Genomic DNA, 22,642 nt, shown 5'->3' on the forward strand with positions numbered 1-22,642 from the left:
AGGAAGGCACTAGGTTTTCGGCTCCGTCCTCGTGATCACGCTCCGATGCTCGAGCCCCAGGAGAGCCCGCGCCTGCTTCATCGCCGCGGGAAAGCCCTCCCTGCTGCTGCGGTGGAGTTCGTTGGGCATCCCCTCTTCGTCCCAGGGCCAGCCCGTACGGACCAGCATGATGAGAACCTCTTCGAGCTCATCAACCTTGCTGGCCAGATCCTCCAGCTCAGAGAGAGCTTCATCAAGAAGAACCGCTGCATCTCCTCCATTCTTCATGGCGTTTTTCAGCCTTTGTACTGCAGTCGTGGGCATAGCGGTTTCTCCTTCAGGTGACTAAGCAAGCCGGATTAATGTTTTCAAAAAGAACGGCATGTGATATAGAAGGCGGCAGTTTACCCCCAAAAACGGAGGGAATCCAGGTCCGGAGGCAACGACATGATAAAACGGATTTATCTTTTGGCAGTAGCCGGTATATTGGGAACGGCGCTCCTGGCATCGGGCGGATGCTGTCACATGCACCGCAATCATGGGGCAGGCTCCTGTTGTCAGAAACCGTGCTGCGAGCAGCAATCCCAATGCGGCTGCGCAAAGGCTGCCGGCTGCACAAAGTGCATTCAGACGCAGAAACCGTGCAACGCCACCGATTGCCCCAAGGCAGATCAGAAAAACTAGACGATCTTCCGCTCCACGCAGCAAAACCCCGGCAGAAACCGCCGGGGTTTCCTCAGTCCCGGTGACGGAGTGTCGGGAGGCGGACAAGGTATACGGTTACACCTGCCGCAATGCAAAGCAACACTACCCGTAACCACGCCTTCGGAACGAAAAGAAACGCCGAGGTCGGCACGGTGATCCATATCATGCCGAGAGCTGATGCCTTCGCCCGCAGCGGAATCCCCGCCCCCTTAAGGTAATCGCGCACCAGCGGCCCCAGACGGTTGTGTTCTACAAGCCAAGTGTGAAGCCCTTCGGAACTGCGAGCGAAACAGAGAGCCGCCAGCAGCAGAAGCGGCACCGTCGGAACAAGCGGCAGAAATATCCCTGCCACTCCTGCTGCAACGGAGCACCACCCCGCCACCATCAATACAATACGAAGGACGCCGCTCTTCACCTGCCGCGGATTCGTTGGTTCAGCCATCTCACTACCATTCTTGCGGAAGGCCACTTCCGCGCGCGAATGAACTTCAGACGACATATGATAGTAGCTATTGTGCCGGGAGTGTCAAGGCTGGAATATGAAAGCCCCGCCGGCTAATGCCGGCGGGGCTTTCCTGTCTGAGACGGATCAAGAGCTACAGCCCGAGCTGCTTGAAGAAATCGTTACCCTTGTCGTCAACCAGTATGAATGCCGGGAAGTTCTCCACCTCTATCTTCCACACCGCTTCCATCCCCAGTTCCGGGAAATCGATGCACTCGACCTTCTTGATGTTCTCCTCGGCAAGGACGGCTGCGGGGCCGCCGATGGAGCCGAGGTAGAAACCGCCGTACTTCTTGCACGCGTCGGTGACCTGCTGGCTGCGGTTCCCCTTGGCTATCATGATCATGCTCGCGCCCTTGGACTGGAGGAGATCGACGTAGCTGTCCATCCGGCCTGCGGTGGTGGGCCCGAAGGAGCCGGAAGCCTTCCCTGCCGGGGTCTTGGCCGGTCCGGCATAGTAGATCGGATGATTGAGGAGATACTCCGGAACCGGCTTCCCGGCGTCGATGATCTCCTTGAACTTGGCATGTGCGATGTCGCGACCGACCACGATGGTGCCATTGAGAAGAAGGGGGGTTGCGACAGGATATTTGCTGAGTTCTGCGAGGATATCCTTCATCGGCTTGTTAAGGTCGACCTTCACGCCGTGCTCATGCTTGCCGCGGAACTGCTCGGGGATGAAACGCCCGGGGTTGCGGTCGAGCTCCTCTACGAAAAGGCCCTCACGGGTTATCTTCGCCTTGACGTTTCGGTCGGCGGAGCAGGAAACAGCCATACCGACCGGGCAGGAAGCCCCGTGGCGCGGCAGACGGATGACCCGGATGTCGTGGGCGAAATATTTCCCGCCGAATTGTGCCCCGATTCCCAGCTTGTACGCTGCCTGGAGAAGTTTCTCCTCCAGCTCGACATCGCGGAAGGCCTGACCGTACTCGTTCCCCTTGGTGGGCAGCTCGTCGTAATATTTCGCGGAGGCAAGCTTGACGGCTTTCATGCAGGCGTCGGCCGACGTGCCGCCGACTACGACGGCAATGTGGTAAGGAGGACATGCGGCGGTGCCGAGATATTTCATCTTGTCCACGATGAACTTTTCGAGTTTTTCCGGGGTGAGAAGCGCCTTGGTTTCCTGGAAAAGCGAGGTCTTGTTTGCCGAGCCGCCCCCCTTGGCCATGAACAGGAACTTGTAGGCATCGCCGTCTACGGCCTGGATGTCGATCTGCGCAGGGAGGTTGGTGCCGGTATTGATCTCCTCGTACATGTCCAGGGCCACCGTCTGCGAGTAGCGGAGGTTCTCTTCGGTATAGGTCTTGTGGATACCTTTGGAGAGGAATTCCTCGTCCTTCCCGCCGGTCCAGACCTGCTGCCCTTTCTTTGCAATCACGGTTGCGGTGCCGGTGTCCTGGCAGACGGGAAGCTCGAACTTTGCGGAGATCTCGGCATTACGCAGGAATGCGAGTGCCACACCCTTGTCGTTCTGGGAGGCCTCCGGGTCGCGGAGTATCTTGGCGACGGATTCATTGTGCTCGGGGCGGAGCAGGAAGGAGACGTCCCGCATTGCCTCGTTGGCCAGGACGGCAAGCGCCTCGGGGCATACCCGCAGCACATCCTGACCCGCGAACTGCTCGACCGTCACGTACTGCTCCGATCCTTCGATCTTGCGGTACTTGGTGGAATCCTTGCCCAGGGGGAAGGGCTCCTGGTAGACAAACGGTTTCGTAGCCATTCTGCTGTTCTCCTTTCGTAGTGAATTGCATAAGAACGGCAGGGGACAAAGACGCCCCCTGCTGGGGCCAAACAAAATGTATACAGTATGCACAAATATATTGGAAAAGTCTCAATTTGTCGAGAGGGAACTTTCGGGCTTTTCCGGAGCGCGTCCGCAGGAATCGGAAGGGCAACGGCCAACGGGTTAGCTGTGGCCGTCGGCGCGGCTCTCTGATAACATGCATGTATCATCTTTCAGAAGGAGGGAGTTATGGTGAGGATACTTGCTGCCGTCACCTGTCTTTTTATCGCTGCTCCGGCACTTGCCACCGACATGGAAACGATGATCTGCAAGAACGGCATCGTCTCCAAGGGAGATCTCGCCATAGAGGTTGTGGCGAAGTGCGGCGAGCCGGCTCAGAAAGCACAGCGGGAAGAAAAGCGCGGCGGTCTGGTCCGTGACATCCACGGCAGGGAACGCACGGTCTTCAGTCTCGTCACGATAGATGACTGGACTTTCAATTTCGGTCCACATGAATTCATGCAGCGCCTGCTCTTCGAAAACGGCAGGGTCGTCGGAATCGAGAGTCTCGGCTACGGATTCTGACCCAAGTGCCACCGGACATCCTCAATAGATTCCACCCGCTCATCCGGCAGTGGTTCCTGGAGCGTTTCGGCTCCCCGACCGATGTACAGGTGCGCACATGGGCCGAGGCGGTCGAAGGGAGGCATCTGCTTGTTACGGCACCAACAGGGAGCGGGAAGACACTGGCCGCCTTTCTCTGGGCGATAAACCAGCTTGTCGCAGGTGTATGGCCAAGGGGGGAAACCAGGCTCCTATACATCTCGCCCCTCAAGGCTCTCAACAATGACGTACGCCGTAACCTCATCACCCCGCTCCAGCAGATCGAGGCTCTATTCCGCGCCGCAGAAATCCCCTTTCCCGGCATCAACGTTCTGACCAGAAGCGGCGACACTCCGGGAGGCGAAAGGCAGCGGATGCTGCGAAAGCCCCCGGAGATCCTCATCACCACCCCCGAAAGCCTGAATATCCTTCTCACGTCACGATCCGGCCGGCACGCCCTCACCGGTGTCGCCACCGTCATACTCGATGAAATTCATGCAGTGGCAGGGAGCAAACGGGGAACGCACCTCATAACCGGCATAGACCGGCTCGTACTCCTGAGCGGAGAATTCCAGCGTATCGCTCTTTCGGCTACGGTAAAGCCTCTGAAAACCATTGCCGAGTTCATCGGCGGATCGCGTAGAAACAGGAGCGGGTTCGTCGGGAAGCGCGAAGTTGTGACCATCCAGGCCGACCAGACAAAGGAGTTCCGGGTCGAAGTGAGAGCTCCCGAAGCTCCCACGGAAGGCAATGACGACGATTTCTGGCCGCGACTGGCGGCGGAATGCAGGAAGATCATCTCCCAGCACCGATCTACCCTCTTCTTCGCCAACAGCCGACGGACAACGGAGCGGCTCACGCGGCTCATAAACGAGAAGGAGGCACAGGAAGTCGCGTATCCACACCATGGGTCCCTGTCCAGAGAGATCCGCCTCGCAGTGGAAGACCGGCTCAAACGGGGGGAACTGAAGGCGATCGTGGCCACCAACTCTCTGGAACTGGGCATCGACATCGGACATCTCGACAGCGTAGTTCTCATAGAGTCCCCCCGCTCCATCTCCTCCGCTATCCAGCGGATCGGCCGCTCGGGACATGGCGTCGGCGAGGTGAGCCGGGGCATTCTCTTCCCTTCCCACGGGATGGACTATGTCGAAGCCGCAGTGATCGCCAGGGCCGTCACCGAAAGGGACCTTGAACCGGTGCGCCCCGTGGAATCCGCCCTCGACATCCTGGCCCAGATCATTCTCTCGATGGCACTGGGGGAAGAATGGGATCTGGATGAACTCTACGCCTTCCTCACGTTGAGCTGGCCCTACCGGAATCTGCCCCGCGACCGCTTCGACCTGGTGGTGGGAATGCTCGAAGGAAGGTACGCCGATTCCCGGATACCGGAACTGCGGCCGCGCGTCAGCGTCGACAGGGTCACCAACACCATCGGCACGAAAGAGAATGCCGCCCTTGCAATATATAGGGAAGGTGGAACCATACCCGACCGAGGCTATTTCGAACTCAGAATGAAGGAGACGGGAGCAAAAATAGGGGAACTGGATGAAGAATTCGTCTGGGAGCGCCGGGTCGGGGAGACCTTTGCGTTCGGAGCGCAGGTATGGCAGATCCGGGACATCACCCACAATGCGGTGGAGGTTTCTCCCGCCAGGAGGTCGCTTCAGATCATCCCTTTCTGGAGGGGAGAGGAACTTGACAGGGACTTTCACTTCTCGGAGAAGATCTCCCGGTTTCTGGAAGGATGGAACGATCGGACAGGAGAAGAATCCTTCGTCGGCACAATTTCAGATTCTTACCCGCTAGACGAGCCGGCGGCGGAAGCTCTCGCCTCATTTTTGCGCCGGCAGCGGGAAGCTACCGGCACCGACCTCCCACACAGGCACCACCTGCTGATCGAGCGGTGCGATGCACCCGTGGAGGGGAGCGATGACGAGCAGGTAATACTCCACACCCTCTGGGGAAACGGGATCAACAGGCCTTTCGCCTTCACTCTCGCCGCTGCGTGGGAAGCACGCCACGGCTCCCCCCTCCCCTGTTTCTACAACAATGACGGCATCGCACTTCTGGTTCCACGGGGCACCGACCTCCACCGCATCTTCTCCCTCATCACCGCGGCCGACCTGGACGACCTCCTGGCTCGCACGCTCGAAGGCACCGGCTACTTCGGCGCACGGTTCAGAGAAAACGCAGGGAGGGCGCTTCTTCTCTCCAGATCCGGATTCAACAGGCGGATGCCGTTGTGGCTCACCCGGCTCCGGTCGAAAAAGCTCCTCAGCGCTGCAGCCCATTACCGGGACTTCCCGATTCGGATAGAAACCTGGCGCTCGTGCCTCCATGACGATTTCGAACTGCCGGCCCTCAGGCGCCTGCTCTCCGAGATAGAGACGGGGGAGATCCGGCTAGGCGAGACTCGGACCAACGTACCCTCGCCATTTGCCGAAGGGCTGATCTGGCAGCAGACGAACAGGTACATGTACGAGGACGATACGCCCGAGAATCAACATACCGTTTCCGGGCGCAACTTCATCGAGGAACTGGCTCTTTCCCCCCACCTTCGACCCCGGATCCCGGCCAAGCTGATCGATCTTTTCGAGTCGAAGCGCCAGAGGCGCGCCGCCGGATATGCCCCCGATTCGGGACGGGAGCTGATCGACTGGGTAAAGGAACGGCTTCTTATCCCCATGGACGAATGGCATCTGCTTCTCGACGCGATGAGACGCGACTACGGTCACCCGCCGCAAGAGGTACTCGCCGGGATTGCGGAACGGGTGGTGAAGATCACCGTACCCCCCCTGCAACCACTTGCATGCGCGGTGGAAATGCTGCCGGAAGTGGCGCACGCACTGGGAAGGGAGCTTGAGGAGATAACCATTGCACCCCTCGCAGGAGGAGCGGAGCTGCGTGAAACGGTGCAGCAATCAGTAGAGTTCCTTTACGCCCGGTACCGTTCCCATTCCGGAGTCAGTGCTGACGGCGAAGATTCCCCTTCCTCCCGGCTACTCGGCCGGTGGCTGTCATTCTACGGACCTGTGGAAGTTGGGCTGGCATCCCGCACGCTTCCATTCAGACACAATCTTTTCGAAGAGGCGCTCAAGGCAATTGAGGAGACGGGACAGGTCATAATCGACAACATCTCCGAAGAGAGCGCTCTCCCCGAAATCTGCGATGCATCCAACCTGGAATCCCTCCTCCGCAGCCTGAGACGCGCACGGCAGCCCGCCTTCGAGGCACTGGATATCAGTTATCTGCCGCTGTTCCTCGCGACCTTCCAAGGCCTTACAAGACCCGGATCCTCCATTGAGGATGTCAGGGAAAGGCTTGAACAGCTCTTTGGCCTCCCCCTTGCCGCAGGCGCCTGGGAAGAAGAAATCCTTCCGGCGCGCGCTTCGTCCTACAGCACTTCCTGGCTCGACAGCCTGATGCACACGAGCGGACTTTCCTGGTTCGGGTGCGGCCTGAGGAGGCTTTCTTTCGCTTTCCCCGAAGATATCCCGCTCTTCATGGAAAGGGACCTCAGCTCCGAAAACACCTCACAGGCAGCTGCCCGGCTCATACCTGACCGGAAAGGACGCTACGGATTCCAGGCGCTACGGGCTCACTCAGGCCTTCCGGCCGATATCGTCTCGAAACAGCTGTGGAACCTAGCCTGGAATGGTATCCTCAGCAACGACTCCTTCGCCACGGTGCGAAAAGGTATAGTGAGAGGATTTGAAGAACAGGCGGGGCTGGCGCAGGCATCACAGAAGCGCACCACAAGCCGCTGGAAAACAGGCGAGGGCACCGCAGGCAGCTGGTTCCTGCTGGAAACGACAGGACCTCCCCCCGACGATCCCATCGCAGCGGAAGAACTCAACAAAGAACGGGTACGGGTGCTCATGGCGCGGTACGGAATCCTCTTCCGCGAGCTTCTGTCCCGTGAGCTCCCCCCCCTGCAATGGCAGAAGATATTCCGCACCCTCAGAATAATGGAACTCTCCGGTGAAATCCTCTCCGGCAGTTTCTTTACCGGAATTCCCGGGCTGCAGTTCATCTCTACCGAAGCGTTCGGCATTCTCCGCCGGGAACTCCCGGAAGATGCGGTTTACTGGCTGAATGCGACGGACCCCGCCTCACTGTGCGGAATCGGTCTCGAAGAAACTAAAGGCGTTCTTCCCCCCCGCGTTCCCGGAACGCATCTCGTTTATCACGGCACTCGTCTTGTTCTCGTCTCCCGACGTTTAGGAAAGGAGCTGCTTATCAAGGTCCCACACGATGATCCACGACTACGGGAGTACGTCTCTTATTTCAAGGTCCCGCTTTACCGGGAGTTCAATCCCCGCCCCCACATCCTCGTGGAAAGGATCAACGGCAGGCCCGCCCTGGAATCGCCGTACAGGGCTCTACTGGTGGAGGCTGGTTTCCAGGAATCCTACAAGGGTCTCGAACTGTGGAAGAGGTACGCTGGCAGCTGAGAGCCGGACTGCCGCCAGGCGGTTCTCCGGCAGCCTGTCCACCGAAAATTGCCCATTATCAATTATGCGAATGACGCAACCCTATTTGCATTTCTGCAAAAACTGAAACTCCTTCCATCTTTCATCGTGAAACAGCTTGAAATTCTGCGGTAATTACTCGTCTGATGCGCCTAGTTTCCCCTCAAACATTTTTGCATTACTACAAAATCTCAAGGTGGATAATAATTAGAGCCGGGAACACCCATGTCGCAAGTACTTGAAAACTAGGGATTTTATTTGTTATACAGAATTTTAGAACATTGGTACGCATGTTGCTGAACAGGGAGTCATACCACGCATTCACTACATACGGAGGTGAGACGACATGTCAGAAACAATTAAGAACAGGGGATGGCAGGTAGCCATGGCCGGCCTCGGCATCAACCTGGCGCTCGGGGTGCTCTACGCATGGAGCATATTCAAGGGGGCTATCAAGACCTCTATTGAACAGGGGGGGCCTGACGCATTTCAGTGGAGTCTCTCCTCCATTAACGACCCTTACGCTCTCAGCTGCCTTATGTTTGCCTTTGCGATGATCCTCGCAGGGAAATGCCAGGACAAGATAGGTCCGGCCCGCACCGCGCTGATAGGCGGACTTCTCGTGGGAGCCGGCTTCACGCTTATGTCCCTCTCCAACAGCTACGCAGCCTGGGTAACCGGCTTCGGCGTTCTGGCAGGCGCTGGTTTCGGCTTCGGTTACGCTGCTGCTACGCCGCCGGCCCTTAAATGGTTCTCTTCCTCCAAGACCGGGGTGATCGCCGGCACCGTCGTCGCCGGGTTCGGGCTTGCACCTGTCTATATAGCCCCTCTCTCCAGCTGGCTTCTCGGGGTTTACGGCATTCAGAAATCGATGCTTTTCCTCGGCATCGGCTTCACCGCTCTGGTGTGCGGCCTTTCGTTTCTCCTCGTGAACCCCCCCCAGGGATTCGTGCCGGCCGAGCCTGCAAAAAAAGATGACGCCCCCGCCAAGCCCAAGGCAGCCGTTTACAACGCAAACGTGAGCGAGATGATCCGCTCTCCGAAATTCTACATTCTCTGGCTGAATTTCTTCATCGGCGCCGGCGCCGGCCTCATGGTCATCGGCAGCGTCGCCGGACTGGCAAAGAAGAGCATGGGACCCATGGCTTTTGTTGCCGTTGCGATCATGGCAGTAGGTAACGCCGGCGGGCGCGTCGTCGCCGGCATACTCTCCGACAAGATCGGCCGCAAAGCGACTCTGACCATCATGCTTGCATTCCAGGCACTCCTCATGTTCGCCGCCATTCCTGTGGTCGGTTCCGGAAGTGCAGTAGCCCTCGTACTCCTCGCCACCTTCATCGGCTTCAACTACGGCTCCAACCTTGCCCTCTTCCCCTCCTTCGCGAAGGATTACTGGGGCTTCAAGAACTACGGCCTCAACTACGGCACCCTCTTCACTGCCTGGGGCGTCGGCGGATTCGTCATGGGCCGGGTTTCCGAAATGCTCAACGCCCAGCCAGGCGGCCTGAACAAGTCCTTTATTCTCGCCGGCACCCTGCTGGCAACCGGTACCGTTCTCACATTCTTCCTCCGTCAGCAGAAGCCGGTCGAAGTCAAGGCTCCGGTCGTCGTTGGCGAAGCTGTCCCGGTCATGGAAGAGAGCCGCTAGATCTATCCGCTCCACATGCCTTATTACAGGCAGAGCCAGCAGTAGAAAAATTAAGGGTCATGCTACCGCATGACCCTTAATTTATTTGAAAAACGGCCAATTCTACGTATAATCCCGGCAATTCATGAGGTGAAGGAGCCAGAATGGATACCACTTACATAAATACCCTCCTCGTTGTCTTTCTCGTAGTGGCAGCTCTGGCCATCGATGTGGGGTATCTGTACGTGAGCGAGGAAGATCTTCATAATGCCGCAGAGACAGCGGCGCTTACCGGCACCCAGGTAATCAAGCAGCGGATTCAGGAACAGATCCACGCCGATCCCTCGAAAATCAGGAATGTTACAAACGATACCGTTCAGACCTCGGCGAGGACAGCGGCTATAGACACCGTGTCGGGCAAGCACCGTGCAGTAGCTCTCATGGATATCGTCAACAACAACAGCAACCAGCTGACCACCTCAAACGATATCACCGTCGGCTTCTGGAATATCAGCACACACACCTACACCCCCGGCGCCTCGCCGGTCAACGCGATGCAGGTCCGGACCAGACGGACGGCCGAAAGCGATACCGTCGGCTTCGGCTCGGTTGGTGCCTTCATCGCCAGGATATCCGGAGTTGAGAAATTCCACTACACCCCCGAAGCGGTAGCCGCCTTCCCCCCGCGGGCAAATGCAAATTTTGCACTCTGCATGGAGGCATGTGAAAGCTCCTGTACGTATCCCAATGTCTGCTCGATACCGGAAAGGAAGATGGTTCGAGATCCGTCGGACCAGCGAAAGGAGCAGTCGGCCGGAAACCTTTATGCGTATACCTCGCTCCTCTATCCGCCAACCGGCTCGACCAACCTCTCCGACCTCATCTGCATGGAGCTCCCTCCCCAGGAGGTATGCGGAAAGCAGATCTTCACGTCCGGAAGCGCAGACAACGGCTGGCTCCGGGACATGGAGTCGATGATGTACAACCCGAACGCTGACAAGTCGAACAAGGAGATGGACGGCAACGGTGATGTCCGTGGCTGGTGGGTGATCGCACCTGTCACAAAATGTTCACAGGGGCGGCAGGAGGGGGCATTCGAAGGTCGGGCCGTCTCCGCGTATGCACTGGTCCGCATCAGCAAGATCTGTGCAAGCGGCGCTACGGGCTGCAAGCAGAATTATACGGCCTTCGACGGACCCGGTTCATGCGGAAACGACAACAGCCTCTATATTGACCGGATCTCCTGCATCAGTTGCAGCAGCGAGAAGCTGCTCCAGTTCCCCGGCCTGCATCCGGTTGTAGTGAAATAATCCCGCCCATTCCATCTACGGAACAAAAAAAGGGCAGCCGTTTCAGGCTGCCCGTCATCACATGAAGGAGCGTAAAAATTTCTCTGGGACTCGAATTCTCTTGTCCCGCCTGTTCAGCACCTCACCAGGTTTCCCTGCTCGGCAGGGAAGCGATCGGCCAACTCCTGGTACTTGAGGCATTCCTTATAGCGACAGCTACAGTACCTGATGATCAGATTCACGTCGTAAGGAGAGATATACCCGCATCCGACGTCGCAGTAGTCATCGCTCTTTCCGTAAAAGGGGCAGATCGTTTCGGCCGGCATCGGAGCCTCGTATGTTAAACCCGCAAGGGTTTTCAGACGTGCACGGGGAAAGAAGCCATTCCGCTATCAGGTCGTCACCGGATTGCCAGACTTCCGCCCATGCAACTAAAGGAGTAACTCAGGCTGTTATAGCAACACCCATACCACAATTCGCCTCCTCCGCCAGACACTGCAAATCGCCGTAATACTTACTGTTTTACAACGATGACCTAATTGTAGGCCGAAATCCATCGCATTGTTGCAAATGAACTGGAACCCGTACCGGCCGCACCGGCGATACTGCGGCATGTGACTGCACCAGATTACCGTTGAAATTTTAGCCAGTTACTGCTCCAGAAGAGATTATTCGCACACATGCAACCATACATTCTCGTTTTTGCATGCATGCAAATGTCCGTTGTGGCGGCAGCTCCAGACACTGTGAACAGTGGGGTAAGCTCTACCTGATGGTCTTGCTGACCTCGTTGGAATACCCGCTTTCGGTGCCTGAAGAGTCATAAGCGGAAACGGCAAAGTAGTATGTGCCCTGCGCCAGATCCCTTATTGAGCAGCTCGTCGAGTTTCCCACGTCGATGGTCTTGGCGTAGGCACCCGAAGAGGGTCCGTAACTTACTTTGTACCCGGCGACAGCTGAATTACCGCCGCTCGATGCATCCCATGCCAGATTGGCGACTCCCACCGTAACCGCCCCTCCACCATTGTTATCGGTCCCTGCAGAAGGATTCCCTTCCGGCGCCGGTGCCGGCCCGGGAGCCTGGGCCTCCGCCGAAGCAGACGCGCCTCCGCCTCCGCCCCCGCCACAGCCGGTCACGCCTCCTAAAAGGCTCATACAGAGAATTACTGCACTGAGATATCGCATTGTATCCCCCTTCCGAAAAGTCAGCCGGCTTAAAGCGCCGGCTCTGTTTCATGAGGGGAATACTACCTGTAACTGAAGATAATTAACGTGACGGGTGTCACTCCAGGTAACGAATTTAGGGGGGGCCCCGCAGTCACTCGTCCCGGGGTATACGGCGCGACCTTGTAGTTTCCGGCTTTGCCCGACTATCTCCCGGAACATTTGGGCTTGCAGAAGGTGGAGGCAGCGGCAATGGGATTGACGGAGAAGCCCCCTGCTGTCCCAAAGACGCCGGCTGGTCCTTTTTCTGCTCCCCCGGCATATTGGGAAGGACTTTGGCGGTGTTACGGTATTTTTGCGGTATGGTGTCGGGAAGATTTGTATAGTGGACCGTGCCGCCGGAGTCCTTCCATCGGTAAATTTCCGCCGAAGCCGTGCCGGCAATCAGGACCAGCAATGCGATTACGATTGGTTTCATTATCTCTCCACCGGCAAAAGCATAAACGGGTATGGTTAACAGCCCCCAGGCGGCCGACAGTACGGGGCGAGACGGAAGCGGACGATGAAACAAAAAGGGGAAGAGACACGGCCTCTTCCCCCTTTGGAACCGGTTCATAAACCGAGCAGTGTCTCCCGCACCTTGTCGACCATCAGCTGATGCCCGAAAGGCTTGCGAATGTAGCCTTCGGAGCCCGACGCTATGGAAAGGCGACGCAGTTCCTGGTCAGGCTTGGAGGACAGAAGAAGAATCGGGATCTTTTTCGTCTGCCCATTATCCTTGAGCATCCTGGCTTTCTTGTCCCCATCAAGCGTGGGAAGCATGACATCCATTACAATCAGGTCAGGCGGGTTGTTACTGAAAATGGTAGAATCGGCCTCCTTGGCACTCAAGGCGGTGACGACCTCGAAGCCCCCCCCTTCCAAGGCTTCCCGTGCCATGGCAAGAACGATTTCGCTATCGTCCACTACCAGGATTCTCTTTTTATCCATACCCCCTCCTGAGCAGAACGAAAATTTGAAACGATTGTTCTATATCATATTTCAAGAATGCCCTAACACCTTTTTTTCAGCTCTTGAGGGCTTAGAACATTTTTTGTAAGGCTGCAAAGTTTGCTATCCGGCCGGTCCCGATTAATGCGTCCCGACGGAAAAATCCACCTCGCGGCATTCTTCCCGTGTCCAGGAATCGAGTCCCCCATCATTCAAACGCACCTGCACCGTTCCCCCCTCATAGGTACACCCGAAAGAGTATCCAACTTCACCGCTCCTCAGGTTTCTAAGTGCTACCGACTCCTCACGCTGCTCAGTAATGTAACATATACGGTCATAGTCACGTTCTCTCATGCAGATCGCCTCCTTTCCTGAATTCATTATAGCAAGAAAAGGAGAGATTTGAAAATGACATTCAGAAAGCTTGCGGCGCATCCTACGCCGGCCAGTGGGACACCCCTCATTCAGGGCACTGGCGCTCAATGAAGGCGAGCCTCTGCAGAACACTGGAGGCATCGGGCGCCTGTTCCGGGCCATGTAGCGCTAGAAAGACTTCACGAAACCTGTCGGTGACATAGACCGAAATGTCGCCTGGGCAGAACCGGTTGACTATTTCTCCCCCTGTATCGGCGAGTACCGGGAATGGAATTCCCAGTTCAACCTTCAACTGTCCTGCCTCCGGCTTGCTTTTCAAAACCACGACGACAACCGCGGCCTCGGACTCCTCAAGCTCCCCGAGGTTGGCAGCAAGAGATGCAAGAAACGAGGCTGCGGCTGCGGGCTTTTTGACGAAGCAGAGGACGAGGTTGCGGTGCTGGCGAAACCCCGCAATATCGAGGGTATTCCCCATGTGGTCGGGAAGCGCGAAAGAGGGGAACATCTCCTGTTCTGCAGGTAGAGAAGGATCGTTTACCATAGCAGCACCTCCTCTTCCCAGTGTAGCAGAGGCTCGGGTGCTGGCAACGGGCTCGTATCAGCGGTCGAGCCGGAAAAGGAGCGATGTGACCGAGGCCCAACCGAGGACTGCAACGGTTGCGCAAAGACATACGATGGCAAGAAGTCGGTGGAGACTGGTTTCGGGGACACGCTCCCCATAGCCGAGAAGCTTTCCGAGTAGCATGCCTCCCAGTATGCCCCCTCCATGTGCCCAGTTATTGATGTTCGGGATCAGCAGACCGAACAGCACGAGCCCCACTACCCAGCCGGTGACTTCACGATATACTGCGGAGCCGTACGCCCCTCCACGGCTCCTGCCAAAGTAGAGGAGGGAGCCTATCAGACCGCAAAGGGCAGCAGACGCTCCGATGGTAAAGGGAATGCCTGCCAGCCAGGAAAGCAAGAAGCCGCTCACCCCCCCAAGGGTGTAGATGATGAACATCCGGCTGGGGCCGTATTCCTGGGTGACCCAGGGAGCGATCTGACGAAGTGCCGCAAGGTTGAAAAAGATGTGGAGCAGCCCTCCGTGCAGGTAGTTTGCCGACAGGAGGGTCCAGAAGCGGCCGAAACGTTCCAGGGGCACCGTTCCGGTGGCGCCGAGGAGCATGAGACTCGCCTGGTCGGGGGTGAACACGCCGAACGGACCGCCTCCGCGGCGGCTGCCCAACAGAAGCGAAAGCATGTAGAAGACAATATTGGCAGTCAATATGGCCCTAACGAGCCAGTCGCCATCGAGGGCACCCCGTTTCCAGGCGGAGCTGTACCACGCTGATGCACGGGATGCACCACACCAGGAACAGATTACCTCATCGCTGCCGATAAGACGCCGGCATCGGGGGCACAGCATGGCCCGCTGCTTCATGTTCCTTCCTCCTCTTGTGACCGCTGCCTGTCAAGTAAACCTGCCGAAATGCCGATACCTTCACTCATGCCGGGCAAGGGTTTACGTGAGGAACTATAGTCACGGCCCCTCCCTCTGTCAACCGTATAGCCCCGTAACCGTGAGATTATTTTACTGATTTTTATCTGGAAATCGTCCATCCGTATGCCATAATGCAGGGAACGGTTCCGTGCCGAGCTCTTCTCCAAAGAATAGAACCAGATGAGTTATTCGAAATACTTCAAGTCAGGACAGGAAATTCTGCTGCTCAGCCTGGCCGGGGACGAACCGGAAAGAACGGATGTCATAACATCCCACCTTGTCAGATGCGGCGACGACTTCTTCGACCTCGCACTTCCCTACAACATCTCCGACAGCAAAGAAATCCCTTTAGAACAGGGTGCTGCCTTCTGCCTTCTCTCAGATGCCCTCGGGCTGGGCATCCAGCTGACGTGCCATCTGCATGAGATTGTCGGCCGCTCCACCATCCGGGTAATGCCGCACAACGACATGGAGGTCTTCGGAAGGCGGAAATTTCTACGCTGCGACGTGCAGGTCGGCATCTATTGCAAAAGGGGGCCTGGAACCCTTCGCAGTTACCGCAGCCAGTGGAACTCGGCTATAAAGTCCCTCGCTGCAGGCACCGCCTTCCCCCCTGGCTTCTCTCCGGCGCGGATCAATGTCAACATCAGCGCAGGCGGTCTGGCCATACAACTTTCACCAGCCGCAACAGTTTCGGAGCTATGCCTGGTACTGATCGACCTGGGTGATGGAAAGCCACCGGTAATAGCTCTCGGTGAGGTTGTATGGACGGAGACGTCGGAACTGGGAAAACAGACGGCAGGGCTACGCTATATGGAAATCATGAAATCCGATCAGGAGCGGATCAACAACTTCGTCATCGAACAGCTCAAAAAACAGGGGCACGATGCCCAGTGGCAGAACTACCGGACGGAGCTTCTCGACAAGATGCGCTTCTGACACCTGCCGCTCCCCCTGCCGCAGTCTTCAGTAGTTTCCCGCCTGAAGCAGACAATCCTGCGCCAGTTCCATGCACCTGCGGGTATCAACCTTCCCATGATGATTCTTGGGGAGCGCCCCCACAAGTTTCACTGCAGTCGGCATCTTATGCTTCGGGAGCTTTCCGAGGCAGCAGCGCATTATGTCATTCTCGCAGCAGCCGGGCATCTTCGGTGCCGCAACGGCTACCAGCCGTTTTTCCAGCATTTCGTCCGTGACTCCCAGAACCGCCACCTCTAAAAGAAGGCCGGTCTCCATGAGAACGTCCTCCACCTCTTTCGGGTTTATGCGGTGCCCCCCGATCTTCAGCAGGTTGTCCTTTCGTCCCACAACATAGAAATAGCCCTCTTCATCACGATATCCCAGATCTCCGGTATGGTAGCCGTGCGTACTGAGAACCCTGGCTGTCGTATCCGGATCTTTCCAGTACCCCTTCATGATGTTGGGTCCGGCAGCCACGATCTCTCCCACTTCACCGACCCCCAACTCACGTCCGGCCGCATCCCTGACGGAAAGCGTCACTCCGGGGATGGGTTTTCCGATGGCGTCGAGCTTTGCGGTAAGGCGCTCAGGCTCAACATACGCCAGACGGGCAGCAGCCTCGGTTGCTCCATACATGACATACAGCTTCACCCTCTCCGGCAGAACCCTCAGCAGCTCCTCCTTCGTCTGCTTCGGCAAGTGCCCGCCGGCCTGGGTACAATAACGGAGAGAACTCAGGCGGTCACGGCAACCCGCAAGGGAGGAGCGGTGCAACAGATAGCTGTAGGTTGAAGGTACGCCTGCGAATCCTGTAACCTGCTCCGAAATCATCTGCTCGATCAGTTGCGCAGAAAAGGCGAACCGGTTATTGAGCACCACCGTGCCCCCAACCGAAAAATGGGTATTGAGCAGCGACTTCCCCATCACGTAGTAGAAGGGGAGCACGACCATCTGTACGTCCCGCTCGTCAAGCTCGAGGTATTGAACGATCGAACGGGTGTTGGCGACGATGTTCCGATGGGAGAGCATCACCCCCTTCGGCTCTCCGGTGGAGCCGGACGTGAAAATGATGCTACCGAGCGCCTCTTCACCCAGAGGTGTTTCCGGATTTCCTGCATCGCTTTCGGCAAACACATCTTCCCAGGCGATGAAGCAGCCCGAATGGTGAGGGACCCTGTTACCGGCTATCACCAGGGGAGGATCGGGGATAAAGCTTTCCAGCCCTGCCAGCAGCCGTTCCTGTTTTCCAGCAGCAATCACGCCCCTGGGCTCCAGGCTCTGCAGCATCCGGTGAAGCCCCTCTTTTGTGATTTCCGCACAAAGCGGCACCGCCACCCCACCCGCCTTGAGGGCCCCATAATACCCCACCACATACTCAAGCGAGTTATCGAGGAGAAGTATGACCCGGTCGCCGGGGGAGAGCCCGCCGTCAATGAGCCTCTTTGCGGTAGCGTTTGCCCATCCGTTTATCTGGCCGTAAGTGGCGCGCCTCTGGTCTTGAACGACCGCCACTTTATCCGGGCGCAATAGAGCGTTCGATTCAAGGAAGTGGTGTATCAACAGAGCCGGAGAGATCATGGTTCTCCTTATAATTATTAATATTTAATAGAAGAGTATAGCAGATCCCTTGGCCAATGAAACCGCCCTCTCTCTTTTACATGGAGGGGCCGGGGTCCCGTGTCGTCAGTTCAGGTTTGGGGTGAAACGAAGTTTTACAAAAAATCAAATTTTTTAGTTTCACTAAAATTGATGTTTTTCTATAATGCGCCCCATGTCTTCCTTAGCTTTCATGCTTGTAGTGTTTTCGGGGTTGATGCACGCCCTGTATAACCTGCTCATCAAGCGCAGCCAGAACAAGACCGTCTTCATCTGGTGGCTTTTCCTGGTATCCTCCGGGCTCCTGCTCGCCATTCTCCCCCTGCTTCCGGGCGTGCCGCGCTTCGAACCGCAAGCTCTAGTATTGGCGGGAGCCGGGGCGGCCTGCTTCGTGCTCTATCACCTCTGCACCGGCCACGCGTACCGCCGGGGCGATCTTTCTGTGACCTACCCCCTCACGCAGACTTCGATGCTCTACGTGCCGCTATGGGGTGTATGTTTCCTGGGGGAACGCCCCGCCCCGTTCGGAATAATCGGTATCATTCTGGTAGCCCTGGGCGCATACCTGACCCAGATGAGGAGGCTTCGCCGGGCTGAACTCCTGCGCCCGTTCCGCAACCTGGCAGACCATTCGATACTCGCGGCAATTCTCGCAGGATTTATCTATTCAGTGGGTGCAATCATCGACAAGAAAGGGGTCGAAAACTACTCCCCTCTCTCCTTTACATCACTACTCATCTTCACGATGCTGGGGTTCATGACGGCCAACCTGCTGCGTCCCTGCCACCGCCCCCAGATATTCGCGGAATGGCGGCAAAACCGCTGGTATATCCTGGCAGGAGGTCCGCTGATGGCGGGATCGTTTCTCACTTTCAGATACGGCCTCTCACTGGCTCCGCTGGCATATGCGGTACCGGTACGCCAAGTGAGCGTGATCGCCGGAGTACTCATAGGAGTTCTGTTCCTGGGGGAACCGTGCGGGCGTATCCGCCTTCTTGCAGCCGCGTTGATCGTAACGGGAGTATGCCTGATCCGTCTCGGCTAGCAGCGCGCTTCCAGGCGGGAAACCTGTGCCTGCTCTACCCTCCCTCTTCATTCCCATTGCAATCGTTATTGATGGCGCACTCTACCGCCCTCAGCAGAAGAGTCGGCTCTATCCTCCCCTTTACCAGCATCGTCCGTGCCCCCTCACGCGCTGTCTCTTCCGCCAGCCCTTCCTGTGAGGACCCGGACAGCACGACTACCGGCAGGTCAGGCTTGAATTCACGTATCCTGCGAAGGGTCTCGATGCCGTTGCTGTCGGGAAGACCGAGATCCATGAGTACCAGGTCGAACGGTTCATCGGCCAGCGCAGTCAGTGCGGTGGATACTCGTGCCACCCGCTGCACGGTCCAGTCGACCCCCAGCTCTTCCAATTGCTCCGAGAGCAGTTGGGCATCGCCGCTGTTATCCTCGATAAGCAGTATTCTGATCCCCGTCACCTACCCCTCCTTTTGCCCGAACGATCCCTCAGGATGGCTGCCAGGACAGCCGCAGCCTCAAGGCTCGCTCTCCCCCCGGTTGATCACCGCTTTCCGGGCAGCTTTACAATGGTGAACCAGAAATCCTCGATGGATTGAACGACATGAAGGAACTGTTCAAGGTCCACGGGCTTAGTGATGTAGCAGTTAGCGTACTGATCGTAGCTTCTGAGAACGTCCTCTTCCTCACGGGATGTCGTCAGCACAACCACCGGGATTTTCTTAAGCGCAGGGTCTGTCTTGATCTCCTGCAATACTTCTTTCCCATGCATCCTGGGCAGGTTCAGGTCGAGGAGTATCAGGTCCGGCAAATGTCTGTCAGAGTATTCCCCCTCTCCTCTCAGGTACCTGAGAGCCTGTAACCCGTCGTAGGCCACATGCAGCTCGTTTCGCAGTTTTCCCTCGTTCAATGCTTCGCGGACCAGTTCCACATCCCCCGGATTGTCCTCGACAAGCAGAATATCTATCATTGCGGGTCTGTCACTATGCATCGCACGCCCTCAATGCCTGTATGGCAGTTTTACCACGGCCAGCCAGAACTCTTCTATCGACTTCACCACACTCATGAACTGATCGAAATCGACCGGTTTTGTAACATAGCAATTTGCATGAAGGCTGTAGGATCTGAGAATGTCATCGTCGGACTTCGAGCTGGTCAGAACGATGACGGGAATGAACTGAAGGTCCGGGTCCGACTTCATTTCACGGAGGACATCAATCCCGCTCTTGCGTGGGAGATTGAGGTCCAGGAGTATAAGATCGGGGCGCTGAGACTGACTGAATTCCCCTTCCCGTCGCAGGTACTGCATTGCCAGGACGCCGTCCGCTGCGACGTGCAGCTCACTCCGCACGGTGCTGTCGGCAAGAGCTTCCCGCACCAGCTCGACGTCCCCCGGGTTGTCCTCTACGAGGAGGATATTCAGCTTTCCTCCCATTTCTCTTTTCATCTCCCCCCCTGAAGCAAAGTGGCGTCTGCCGCCCCTCTGCCCAACCCCGGCCCTGTCTGGGCTCACACCGGCTGATCCAGCTCCGGAGCCAGTGTGAAACAGAACGCCGCTCCCTTTCCTTCCTCCCCTTCGCCCGTCACAGTGCCGCCATGTCGCACCACGATCTTCTTCACCACGGCAAGCCCGATTCCCGTGCCCGGGAATTCCGATTCCAGGTGAAGGCGCTGAAACGGGTTGAACAGGCGGTGAGCCTGCCCGGGTGTGAACCCTGCACCATTGTCAATGACGCAGAACTGCCTTTGCTCACCGGTCGTTCTGGTGCCGAAGGTGATATGCGCAGAAGGCTTTCCTCCCGTGAACTTCCAGGCATTCCCCAGCAGATGATGAAGAAGGGCGCGGAGCAGCACCGGGTCCCCCGACACGACCAGCCCCGGTTCCACCGATACTTCAACCACACGTCCAGGTTCGGATTTCCTCAGATCCTCCAGAAGGGCATGCGCAAGGGCGGAAAGATCGACCCGCTCCCGTTGCATTTCCCGTGTCCCCGTACGGGAAAGTTCGAGGAGATCCGCGATCAGTTTCTCCATGCGCTGAATACCGGACCCGATACGTTCCAGGTACTCTATGGCCTGCCCCTCAAGCCGCTCACGGTACTTTCTTTCCAGAAGCTGCACGAACCCGTATACGGTACGAAGCGGCGCCCGAAGATCATGAGAGATGGCATATGTCAGGGCATCAAGCTCCCCCCGGGCCTCCGCAAGCCGCTCCGCCAGTTCCGCCACCCGTGCATCGGTTTCGGGCAATGTTCCTCTCGCTTCCGTTTCACTCATAATTCCCCCGCTTGCCGTTCTTGTCGCACCTGTTTTAGGCACTGCCTTCGAAGAACTTTGTTCCGGAGACGCTATACTTTCACTATGAAATGCCATCTCCGGAGGAGCTAATGAAATGGCACGCCCTGCTTCTCGTCCTGCCGATGCTCACAGCCGGATGTCAGCGCAACAGCCTCATGGAGACAAGAAAAAAGTATGATGAGGCCATTGAGACGGTAAAGGAATCGGAGAGCAACCTGCCGGGGGTCGACACCGCCACCGTGCTCGACGTTGTCTTCTCCTCCCTCGCCGCAGAGGGGCATGCCATCCTCCCGCAAGGGTGGACCTGCACCTACCGCGACAACCGCTACTTCATATGGTACAGCCTTAGGATCAACGACCGGCTCGTCAAGTTCCACTGGATCGTCGCAGGCAAAGACATAATTGTCCCGGCAAACGATCTGACACGTACCGTAACGAAGGTCAGCCGGCAATGGTAAAGTAGAACGTGGCCCCCCGTCCCGGCTCGCCTACGCCCCAGACGGTCCCTCCATGACGGCAGATGGCTGTCCTTACGATGGCGAGCCCGATCCCGTTACCGGGAAAGTCCCTTGCTTCCGGCAGCCTCTCGAACGCCGTGAAAAGTTGCTCCCCCTGCTTCACGCTGAATCCGATGCCGTTGTCCCTGACATAGAATACCCGTTTCTGATCCACTTGCATCACGTCGAACTCTATATGCGCCACCGGCATGTTTCTGGTAAATTTCCAGGAATTGTCCAGCAGGTTTTCGAGAGCAAGCCGCAGCAGTTTGCGGTCAGCCGAAACCTGCAGCCCATCCCGTATCATGATCTCGGAACGTCGTTCAGGGGATGCTTTCCGCAGTTCCTCCACGAGGGCTCGGGCCATCATGCTCAAATCCACCTGCTGACGGTTCACCTCCGATTTGGCCACCGTCGTTAACTTAACCAGGTCCTCCACGAGCGCCCCGAACTGCCGCAAATGCTGCTGCAACTCGTCGATCCGCTCCTCTGCCCAGGCGGGGAGCGCGGGATAGTCCTGCTTCAACACCTCGACAAGCATCTGGATACGGCGCATGGGGGCATACAGCTCGCTGCGCGGGATGATAATGTACTCCTGCAGGTCGCTCACCAGCTGGCGCAATCTTCTCATGGACGCGCAGAGCTGATCTATGAGCGTCACGGCTCCGCTATCTTCCAGATCATCCTTCCTGGCGGCCATCTCCTCGCAGATCGCGTCTATCTTCACTACCGGGTCGTAGATCTTCTCCGAGACCGAAAAAGGACACTGCACCGGCGCGAGCGGCACGACGGGGGCAGCAAGTCCGGCGTCTCCCTGCTGACGCATCCGCTTAAGCCTGAGCAGTTCCTCCTCGTCCCGGCGGTGCTCGGCCGCCTCCCGCTGGAGTTCCAGCGCCTTTTCGAGCAGCTTTTCCGAAAGCAGCACGTTGTGCTTGCGCAGGAACTCCTCCTCCGACTGTATGGGGCCGTCGTGGGCAAGGCTGCCCTTGTTCATTATCACGCTTAGTGCAGCAGCGATATCCACTGGATCGAGCGGCTTTACGATGTAGGCATCCGCCCCCAGCGACATCGCGAAGTCGCGATGCTCCTCCTTCTCGTAGGTGGAAGTATAGAACACAAAGATAAGATCCCGGAAGGGTGAGCCCCGAAGCGCACGCAGCAACTGGAAGCCGTCCATGTGGGGCATCATCACATCAGAAAGCACCACATCCGGCATCTCCTCCCGAAGCAGATTGAAAGCAGCCGCGCCATCGGGAGCTTCGACCGTCAGCCACCCCTTATCCTGGAAGATATGGCTGAGCAGCAGCCGGTAGTCGGCGTTGTCGTCGACGATCAGGATCTTCATGCTCGCTCCTC

Annotated in this window: 24 protein-coding genes; 8 read left to right on the top strand and 16 right to left on the bottom strand. The window is 57.3% G+C overall.

What is annotated here, in order from left to right:
* Positions 1 to 9: 9 nt before the first annotated feature.
* A complete protein-coding gene (locus CFB04_RS09805) occupies positions 10 to 303 on the bottom strand; it encodes a hypothetical protein (RefSeq protein WP_088535100.1) in 294 nt (97 codons plus the stop codon).
* A gap of 123 nt (positions 304 to 426) precedes the next feature.
* Between CFB04_RS09805 and CFB04_RS17905 the strand changes: the two genes are divergently transcribed.
* The gene (locus CFB04_RS17905; protein ID WP_157698769.1) at positions 427 to 663 is read left to right on the top strand and encodes a hypothetical protein; all 237 of its coding nucleotides are present in this window, start codon (positions 427 to 429) and stop codon (positions 661 to 663) included.
* A gap of 52 nt (positions 664 to 715) precedes the next feature.
* Here CFB04_RS17905 and CFB04_RS09810 read toward each other — a convergent pair whose 3' ends face one another.
* Together CFB04_RS09810 and CFB04_RS09815 are read right to left on the bottom strand one after the other, a co-directional pair.
* A complete protein-coding gene (locus CFB04_RS09810) occupies positions 716 to 1,126 on the bottom strand; it encodes a YbaN family protein (RefSeq protein ID WP_088535101.1) in 411 nt (136 codons plus the stop codon).
* A gap of 154 nt (positions 1,127 to 1,280) precedes the next feature.
* Entirely contained in the window at positions 1,281 to 2,906 is a 1,626-nt protein-coding gene (locus tag CFB04_RS09815) for a fumarate hydratase (protein ID WP_088535102.1), read from the bottom strand.
* A gap of 252 nt (positions 2,907 to 3,158) precedes the next feature.
* On the opposite strand from CFB04_RS09815, the gene CFB04_RS09820 reads away from it, so the two are divergent.
* The 4 genes from CFB04_RS09820 (at position 3,159) to CFB04_RS09835 (ending at position 10,924) form a co-directional block, all read left to right on the top strand.
* Positions 3,159 to 3,494 (top strand): DUF2845 domain-containing protein, encoded by a 336-nt coding sequence (locus tag CFB04_RS09820; RefSeq protein ID WP_172825475.1) that lies wholly within the window; start codon positions 3,159 to 3,161, stop codon positions 3,492 to 3,494.
* 5 nt (positions 3,495 to 3,499) lie between these two features.
* On the top strand, positions 3,500 to 7,969 hold the full coding sequence (locus CFB04_RS09825) for a DEAD/DEAH box helicase (protein ID WP_088535103.1): 4,470 nt from the start codon (positions 3,500 to 3,502) through the stop codon (positions 7,967 to 7,969).
* A gap of 364 nt (positions 7,970 to 8,333) precedes the next feature.
* A complete protein-coding gene (locus tag CFB04_RS09830; protein WP_088535104.1) occupies positions 8,334 to 9,635 on the top strand; it encodes an OFA family MFS transporter in 1,302 nt (433 codons plus the stop codon).
* Between the two features lie 143 nt (positions 9,636 to 9,778).
* On the top strand, positions 9,779 to 10,924 hold the full coding sequence (locus tag CFB04_RS09835; protein ID WP_088535105.1) for a pilus assembly protein TadG-related protein: 1,146 nt from the start codon (positions 9,779 to 9,781) through the stop codon (positions 10,922 to 10,924).
* Between the two features lie 113 nt (positions 10,925 to 11,037).
* Here CFB04_RS09835 and CFB04_RS09840 read toward each other — a convergent pair whose 3' ends face one another.
* The 7 genes from CFB04_RS09840 to CFB04_RS09870 form a co-directional block, all read right to left on the bottom strand.
* Complete coding sequence (locus CFB04_RS09840; protein ID WP_088535106.1) at positions 11,038 to 11,229, bottom strand: hypothetical protein; 192 nt, start codon at positions 11,227 to 11,229, stop codon at positions 11,038 to 11,040.
* Between the two features lie 439 nt (positions 11,230 to 11,668).
* Positions 11,669 to 12,088: a fibronectin type III domain-containing protein gene (locus tag CFB04_RS18235; RefSeq protein WP_088535107.1), complete on the bottom strand. Its 420-nt coding sequence runs from the start codon at positions 12,086 to 12,088 to the stop codon at positions 11,669 to 11,671.
* 133 nt (positions 12,089 to 12,221) lie between these two features.
* On the bottom strand, positions 12,222 to 12,545 hold the full coding sequence (locus CFB04_RS09850; RefSeq protein WP_157698770.1) for a DUF4124 domain-containing protein: 324 nt from the start codon (positions 12,543 to 12,545) through the stop codon (positions 12,222 to 12,224).
* 134 nt (positions 12,546 to 12,679) lie between these two features.
* Positions 12,680 to 13,057 carry a response regulator gene (locus CFB04_RS09855; protein WP_088535109.1) on the bottom strand — a complete coding sequence of 126 codons (378 nt, stop codon included), beginning with the start codon at positions 13,055 to 13,057 and terminating at the stop codon, positions 12,680 to 12,682.
* A gap of 141 nt (positions 13,058 to 13,198) precedes the next feature.
* On the bottom strand, positions 13,199 to 13,411 hold the full coding sequence (locus tag CFB04_RS09860; protein ID WP_088535110.1) for a hypothetical protein: 213 nt from the start codon (positions 13,409 to 13,411) through the stop codon (positions 13,199 to 13,201).
* A gap of 106 nt (positions 13,412 to 13,517) precedes the next feature.
* Positions 13,518 to 13,973: a redoxin domain-containing protein gene (locus tag CFB04_RS09865; protein ID WP_088535111.1), complete on the bottom strand. Its 456-nt coding sequence runs from the start codon at positions 13,971 to 13,973 to the stop codon at positions 13,518 to 13,520.
* 57 nt (positions 13,974 to 14,030) lie between these two features.
* Positions 14,031 to 14,855: a rhomboid family intramembrane serine protease gene (locus tag CFB04_RS09870; RefSeq protein WP_088535112.1), complete on the bottom strand. Its 825-nt coding sequence runs from the start codon at positions 14,853 to 14,855 to the stop codon at positions 14,031 to 14,033.
* Positions 14,856 to 15,095: 240 nt separating this feature from the next.
* Between CFB04_RS09870 and CFB04_RS09875 the strand changes: the two genes are divergently transcribed.
* On the top strand, positions 15,096 to 15,854 hold the full coding sequence (locus CFB04_RS09875; RefSeq protein WP_088535113.1) for a PilZ domain-containing protein: 759 nt from the start codon (positions 15,096 to 15,098) through the stop codon (positions 15,852 to 15,854).
* Between the two features lie 27 nt (positions 15,855 to 15,881).
* On the opposite strand, the gene CFB04_RS09880 is transcribed toward CFB04_RS09875, so the two are convergent.
* On the bottom strand, positions 15,882 to 17,453 hold the full coding sequence (locus CFB04_RS09880; protein ID WP_088535114.1) for a class I adenylate-forming enzyme family protein: 1,572 nt from the start codon (positions 17,451 to 17,453) through the stop codon (positions 15,882 to 15,884).
* A gap of 193 nt (positions 17,454 to 17,646) precedes the next feature.
* Here CFB04_RS09880 and CFB04_RS09885 point away from each other — a divergent pair, with 193 nt between their 5' ends.
* Positions 17,647 to 18,516 (top strand): DMT family transporter, encoded by an 870-nt coding sequence (locus CFB04_RS09885; protein WP_088535115.1) that lies wholly within the window; start codon positions 17,647 to 17,649, stop codon positions 18,514 to 18,516.
* Between the two features lie 34 nt (positions 18,517 to 18,550).
* Here CFB04_RS09885 and CFB04_RS09890 read toward each other — a convergent pair whose 3' ends face one another.
* The 4 genes from CFB04_RS09890 to CFB04_RS09905 form a co-directional block, all read right to left on the bottom strand.
* The gene (locus CFB04_RS09890) at positions 18,551 to 18,952 is read right to left on the bottom strand and encodes a response regulator (protein ID WP_088535116.1); all 402 of its coding nucleotides are present in this window, start codon (positions 18,950 to 18,952) and stop codon (positions 18,551 to 18,553) included.
* Positions 18,953 to 19,035: 83 nt separating this feature from the next.
* Complete coding sequence (locus CFB04_RS09895; protein ID WP_088535117.1) at positions 19,036 to 19,482, bottom strand: response regulator; 447 nt, start codon at positions 19,480 to 19,482, stop codon at positions 19,036 to 19,038.
* Between the two features lie 9 nt (positions 19,483 to 19,491).
* Positions 19,492 to 19,938 (bottom strand): response regulator, encoded by a 447-nt coding sequence (locus tag CFB04_RS09900; RefSeq protein ID WP_088535118.1) that lies wholly within the window; start codon positions 19,936 to 19,938, stop codon positions 19,492 to 19,494.
* Positions 19,939 to 20,000: 62 nt separating this feature from the next.
* Complete coding sequence (locus tag CFB04_RS09905) at positions 20,001 to 20,768, bottom strand: ATP-binding protein (RefSeq protein ID WP_172825476.1); 768 nt, start codon at positions 20,766 to 20,768, stop codon at positions 20,001 to 20,003.
* A 110-nt stretch (positions 20,769 to 20,878) separates the two neighbouring features.
* On the opposite strand from CFB04_RS09905, the gene CFB04_RS09910 reads away from it, so the two are divergent.
* Positions 20,879 to 21,247, top strand: coding sequence for a hypothetical protein (locus CFB04_RS09910; RefSeq protein WP_088535120.1), 369 nt, complete (start codon positions 20,879 to 20,881; stop codon positions 21,245 to 21,247).
* On the opposite strand, the gene CFB04_RS09915 is transcribed toward CFB04_RS09910, so the two are convergent.
* Positions 21,231 to 22,631: a response regulator gene (locus tag CFB04_RS09915; protein WP_088535121.1), complete on the bottom strand. Its 1,401-nt coding sequence runs from the start codon at positions 22,629 to 22,631 to the stop codon at positions 21,231 to 21,233. The two genes, CFB04_RS09910 and CFB04_RS09915, sit on opposite strands and share 17 nt — an antisense overlap.
* Between the last annotated feature and the right edge of the window lie 11 nt (positions 22,632 to 22,642).

This window comes from Geobacter sp. DSM 9736, from assembly GCF_900187405.1.
Lineage (GTDB): Bacteria > Desulfobacterota > Desulfuromonadia > Geobacterales > Geobacteraceae > DSM-9736.

Excerpts from the sequence above, each read along its gene's own strand:
- CFB04_RS09915 (WP_088535121.1), bottom strand. The coding sequence starts at position 22,631 with ATGAAGATCCTGATCGTCGACGACAACGCCGACTACCGGCTGCTGCTC.
- CFB04_RS09870 (WP_088535112.1), bottom strand. The coding sequence starts at position 14,855 with ATGAAGCAGCGGGCCATGCTGTGCCCCCGATGCCGGCGTCTTATCGGC.
- CFB04_RS09885 (WP_088535115.1), top strand. The coding sequence starts at position 17,647 with ATGTCTTCCTTAGCTTTCATGCTTGTAGTGTTTTCGGGGTTGATGCAC.
- CFB04_RS09910 (WP_088535120.1), top strand. The coding sequence starts at position 20,879 with ATGAAATGGCACGCCCTGCTTCTCGTCCTGCCGATGCTCACAGCCGGA.
- CFB04_RS09905 (WP_172825476.1), bottom strand. The coding sequence starts at position 20,768 with ATGAGTGAAACGGAAGCGAGAGGAACATTGCCCGAAACCGATGCACGG.
- CFB04_RS09855 (WP_088535109.1), bottom strand. The coding sequence starts at position 13,057 with ATGGATAAAAAGAGAATCCTGGTAGTGGACGATAGCGAAATCGTTCTT.
- CFB04_RS18235 (WP_088535107.1), bottom strand. The coding sequence starts at position 12,088 with ATGCGATATCTCAGTGCAGTAATTCTCTGTATGAGCCTTTTAGGAGGC.
- CFB04_RS09820 (WP_172825475.1), top strand. The coding sequence starts at position 3,159 with ATGGTGAGGATACTTGCTGCCGTCACCTGTCTTTTTATCGCTGCTCCG.
- CFB04_RS09805 (WP_088535100.1), bottom strand. The coding sequence starts at position 303 with ATGCCCACGACTGCAGTACAAAGGCTGAAAAACGCCATGAAGAATGGA.
- CFB04_RS09850 (WP_157698770.1), bottom strand. The coding sequence starts at position 12,545 with ATGAAACCAATCGTAATCGCATTGCTGGTCCTGATTGCCGGCACGGCT.
- CFB04_RS09840 (WP_088535106.1), bottom strand. The coding sequence starts at position 11,229 with ATGCCGGCCGAAACGATCTGCCCCTTTTACGGAAAGAGCGATGACTAC.
- CFB04_RS09830 (WP_088535104.1), top strand. The coding sequence starts at position 8,334 with ATGTCAGAAACAATTAAGAACAGGGGATGGCAGGTAGCCATGGCCGGC.
- CFB04_RS09815 (WP_088535102.1), bottom strand. The coding sequence starts at position 2,906 with ATGGCTACGAAACCGTTTGTCTACCAGGAGCCCTTCCCCCTGGGCAAG.
- CFB04_RS09860 (WP_088535110.1), bottom strand. The coding sequence starts at position 13,411 with ATGAGAGAACGTGACTATGACCGTATATGTTACATTACTGAGCAGCGT.
- CFB04_RS09900 (WP_088535118.1), bottom strand. The coding sequence starts at position 19,938 with ATGAAAAGAGAAATGGGAGGAAAGCTGAATATCCTCCTCGTAGAGGAC.
- CFB04_RS09865 (WP_088535111.1), bottom strand. The coding sequence starts at position 13,973 with ATGGTAAACGATCCTTCTCTACCTGCAGAACAGGAGATGTTCCCCTCT.
- CFB04_RS09835 (WP_088535105.1), top strand. The coding sequence starts at position 9,779 with ATGGATACCACTTACATAAATACCCTCCTCGTTGTCTTTCTCGTAGTG.
- CFB04_RS09880 (WP_088535114.1), bottom strand. The coding sequence starts at position 17,453 with ATGATCTCTCCGGCTCTGTTGATACACCACTTCCTTGAATCGAACGCT.
- CFB04_RS09810 (WP_088535101.1), bottom strand. The coding sequence starts at position 1,126 with ATGGCTGAACCAACGAATCCGCGGCAGGTGAAGAGCGGCGTCCTTCGT.
- CFB04_RS17905 (WP_157698769.1), top strand. The coding sequence starts at position 427 with ATGATAAAACGGATTTATCTTTTGGCAGTAGCCGGTATATTGGGAACG.
- CFB04_RS09875 (WP_088535113.1), top strand. The coding sequence starts at position 15,096 with ATGAGTTATTCGAAATACTTCAAGTCAGGACAGGAAATTCTGCTGCTC.
- CFB04_RS09895 (WP_088535117.1), bottom strand. The coding sequence starts at position 19,482 with ATGCATAGTGACAGACCCGCAATGATAGATATTCTGCTTGTCGAGGAC.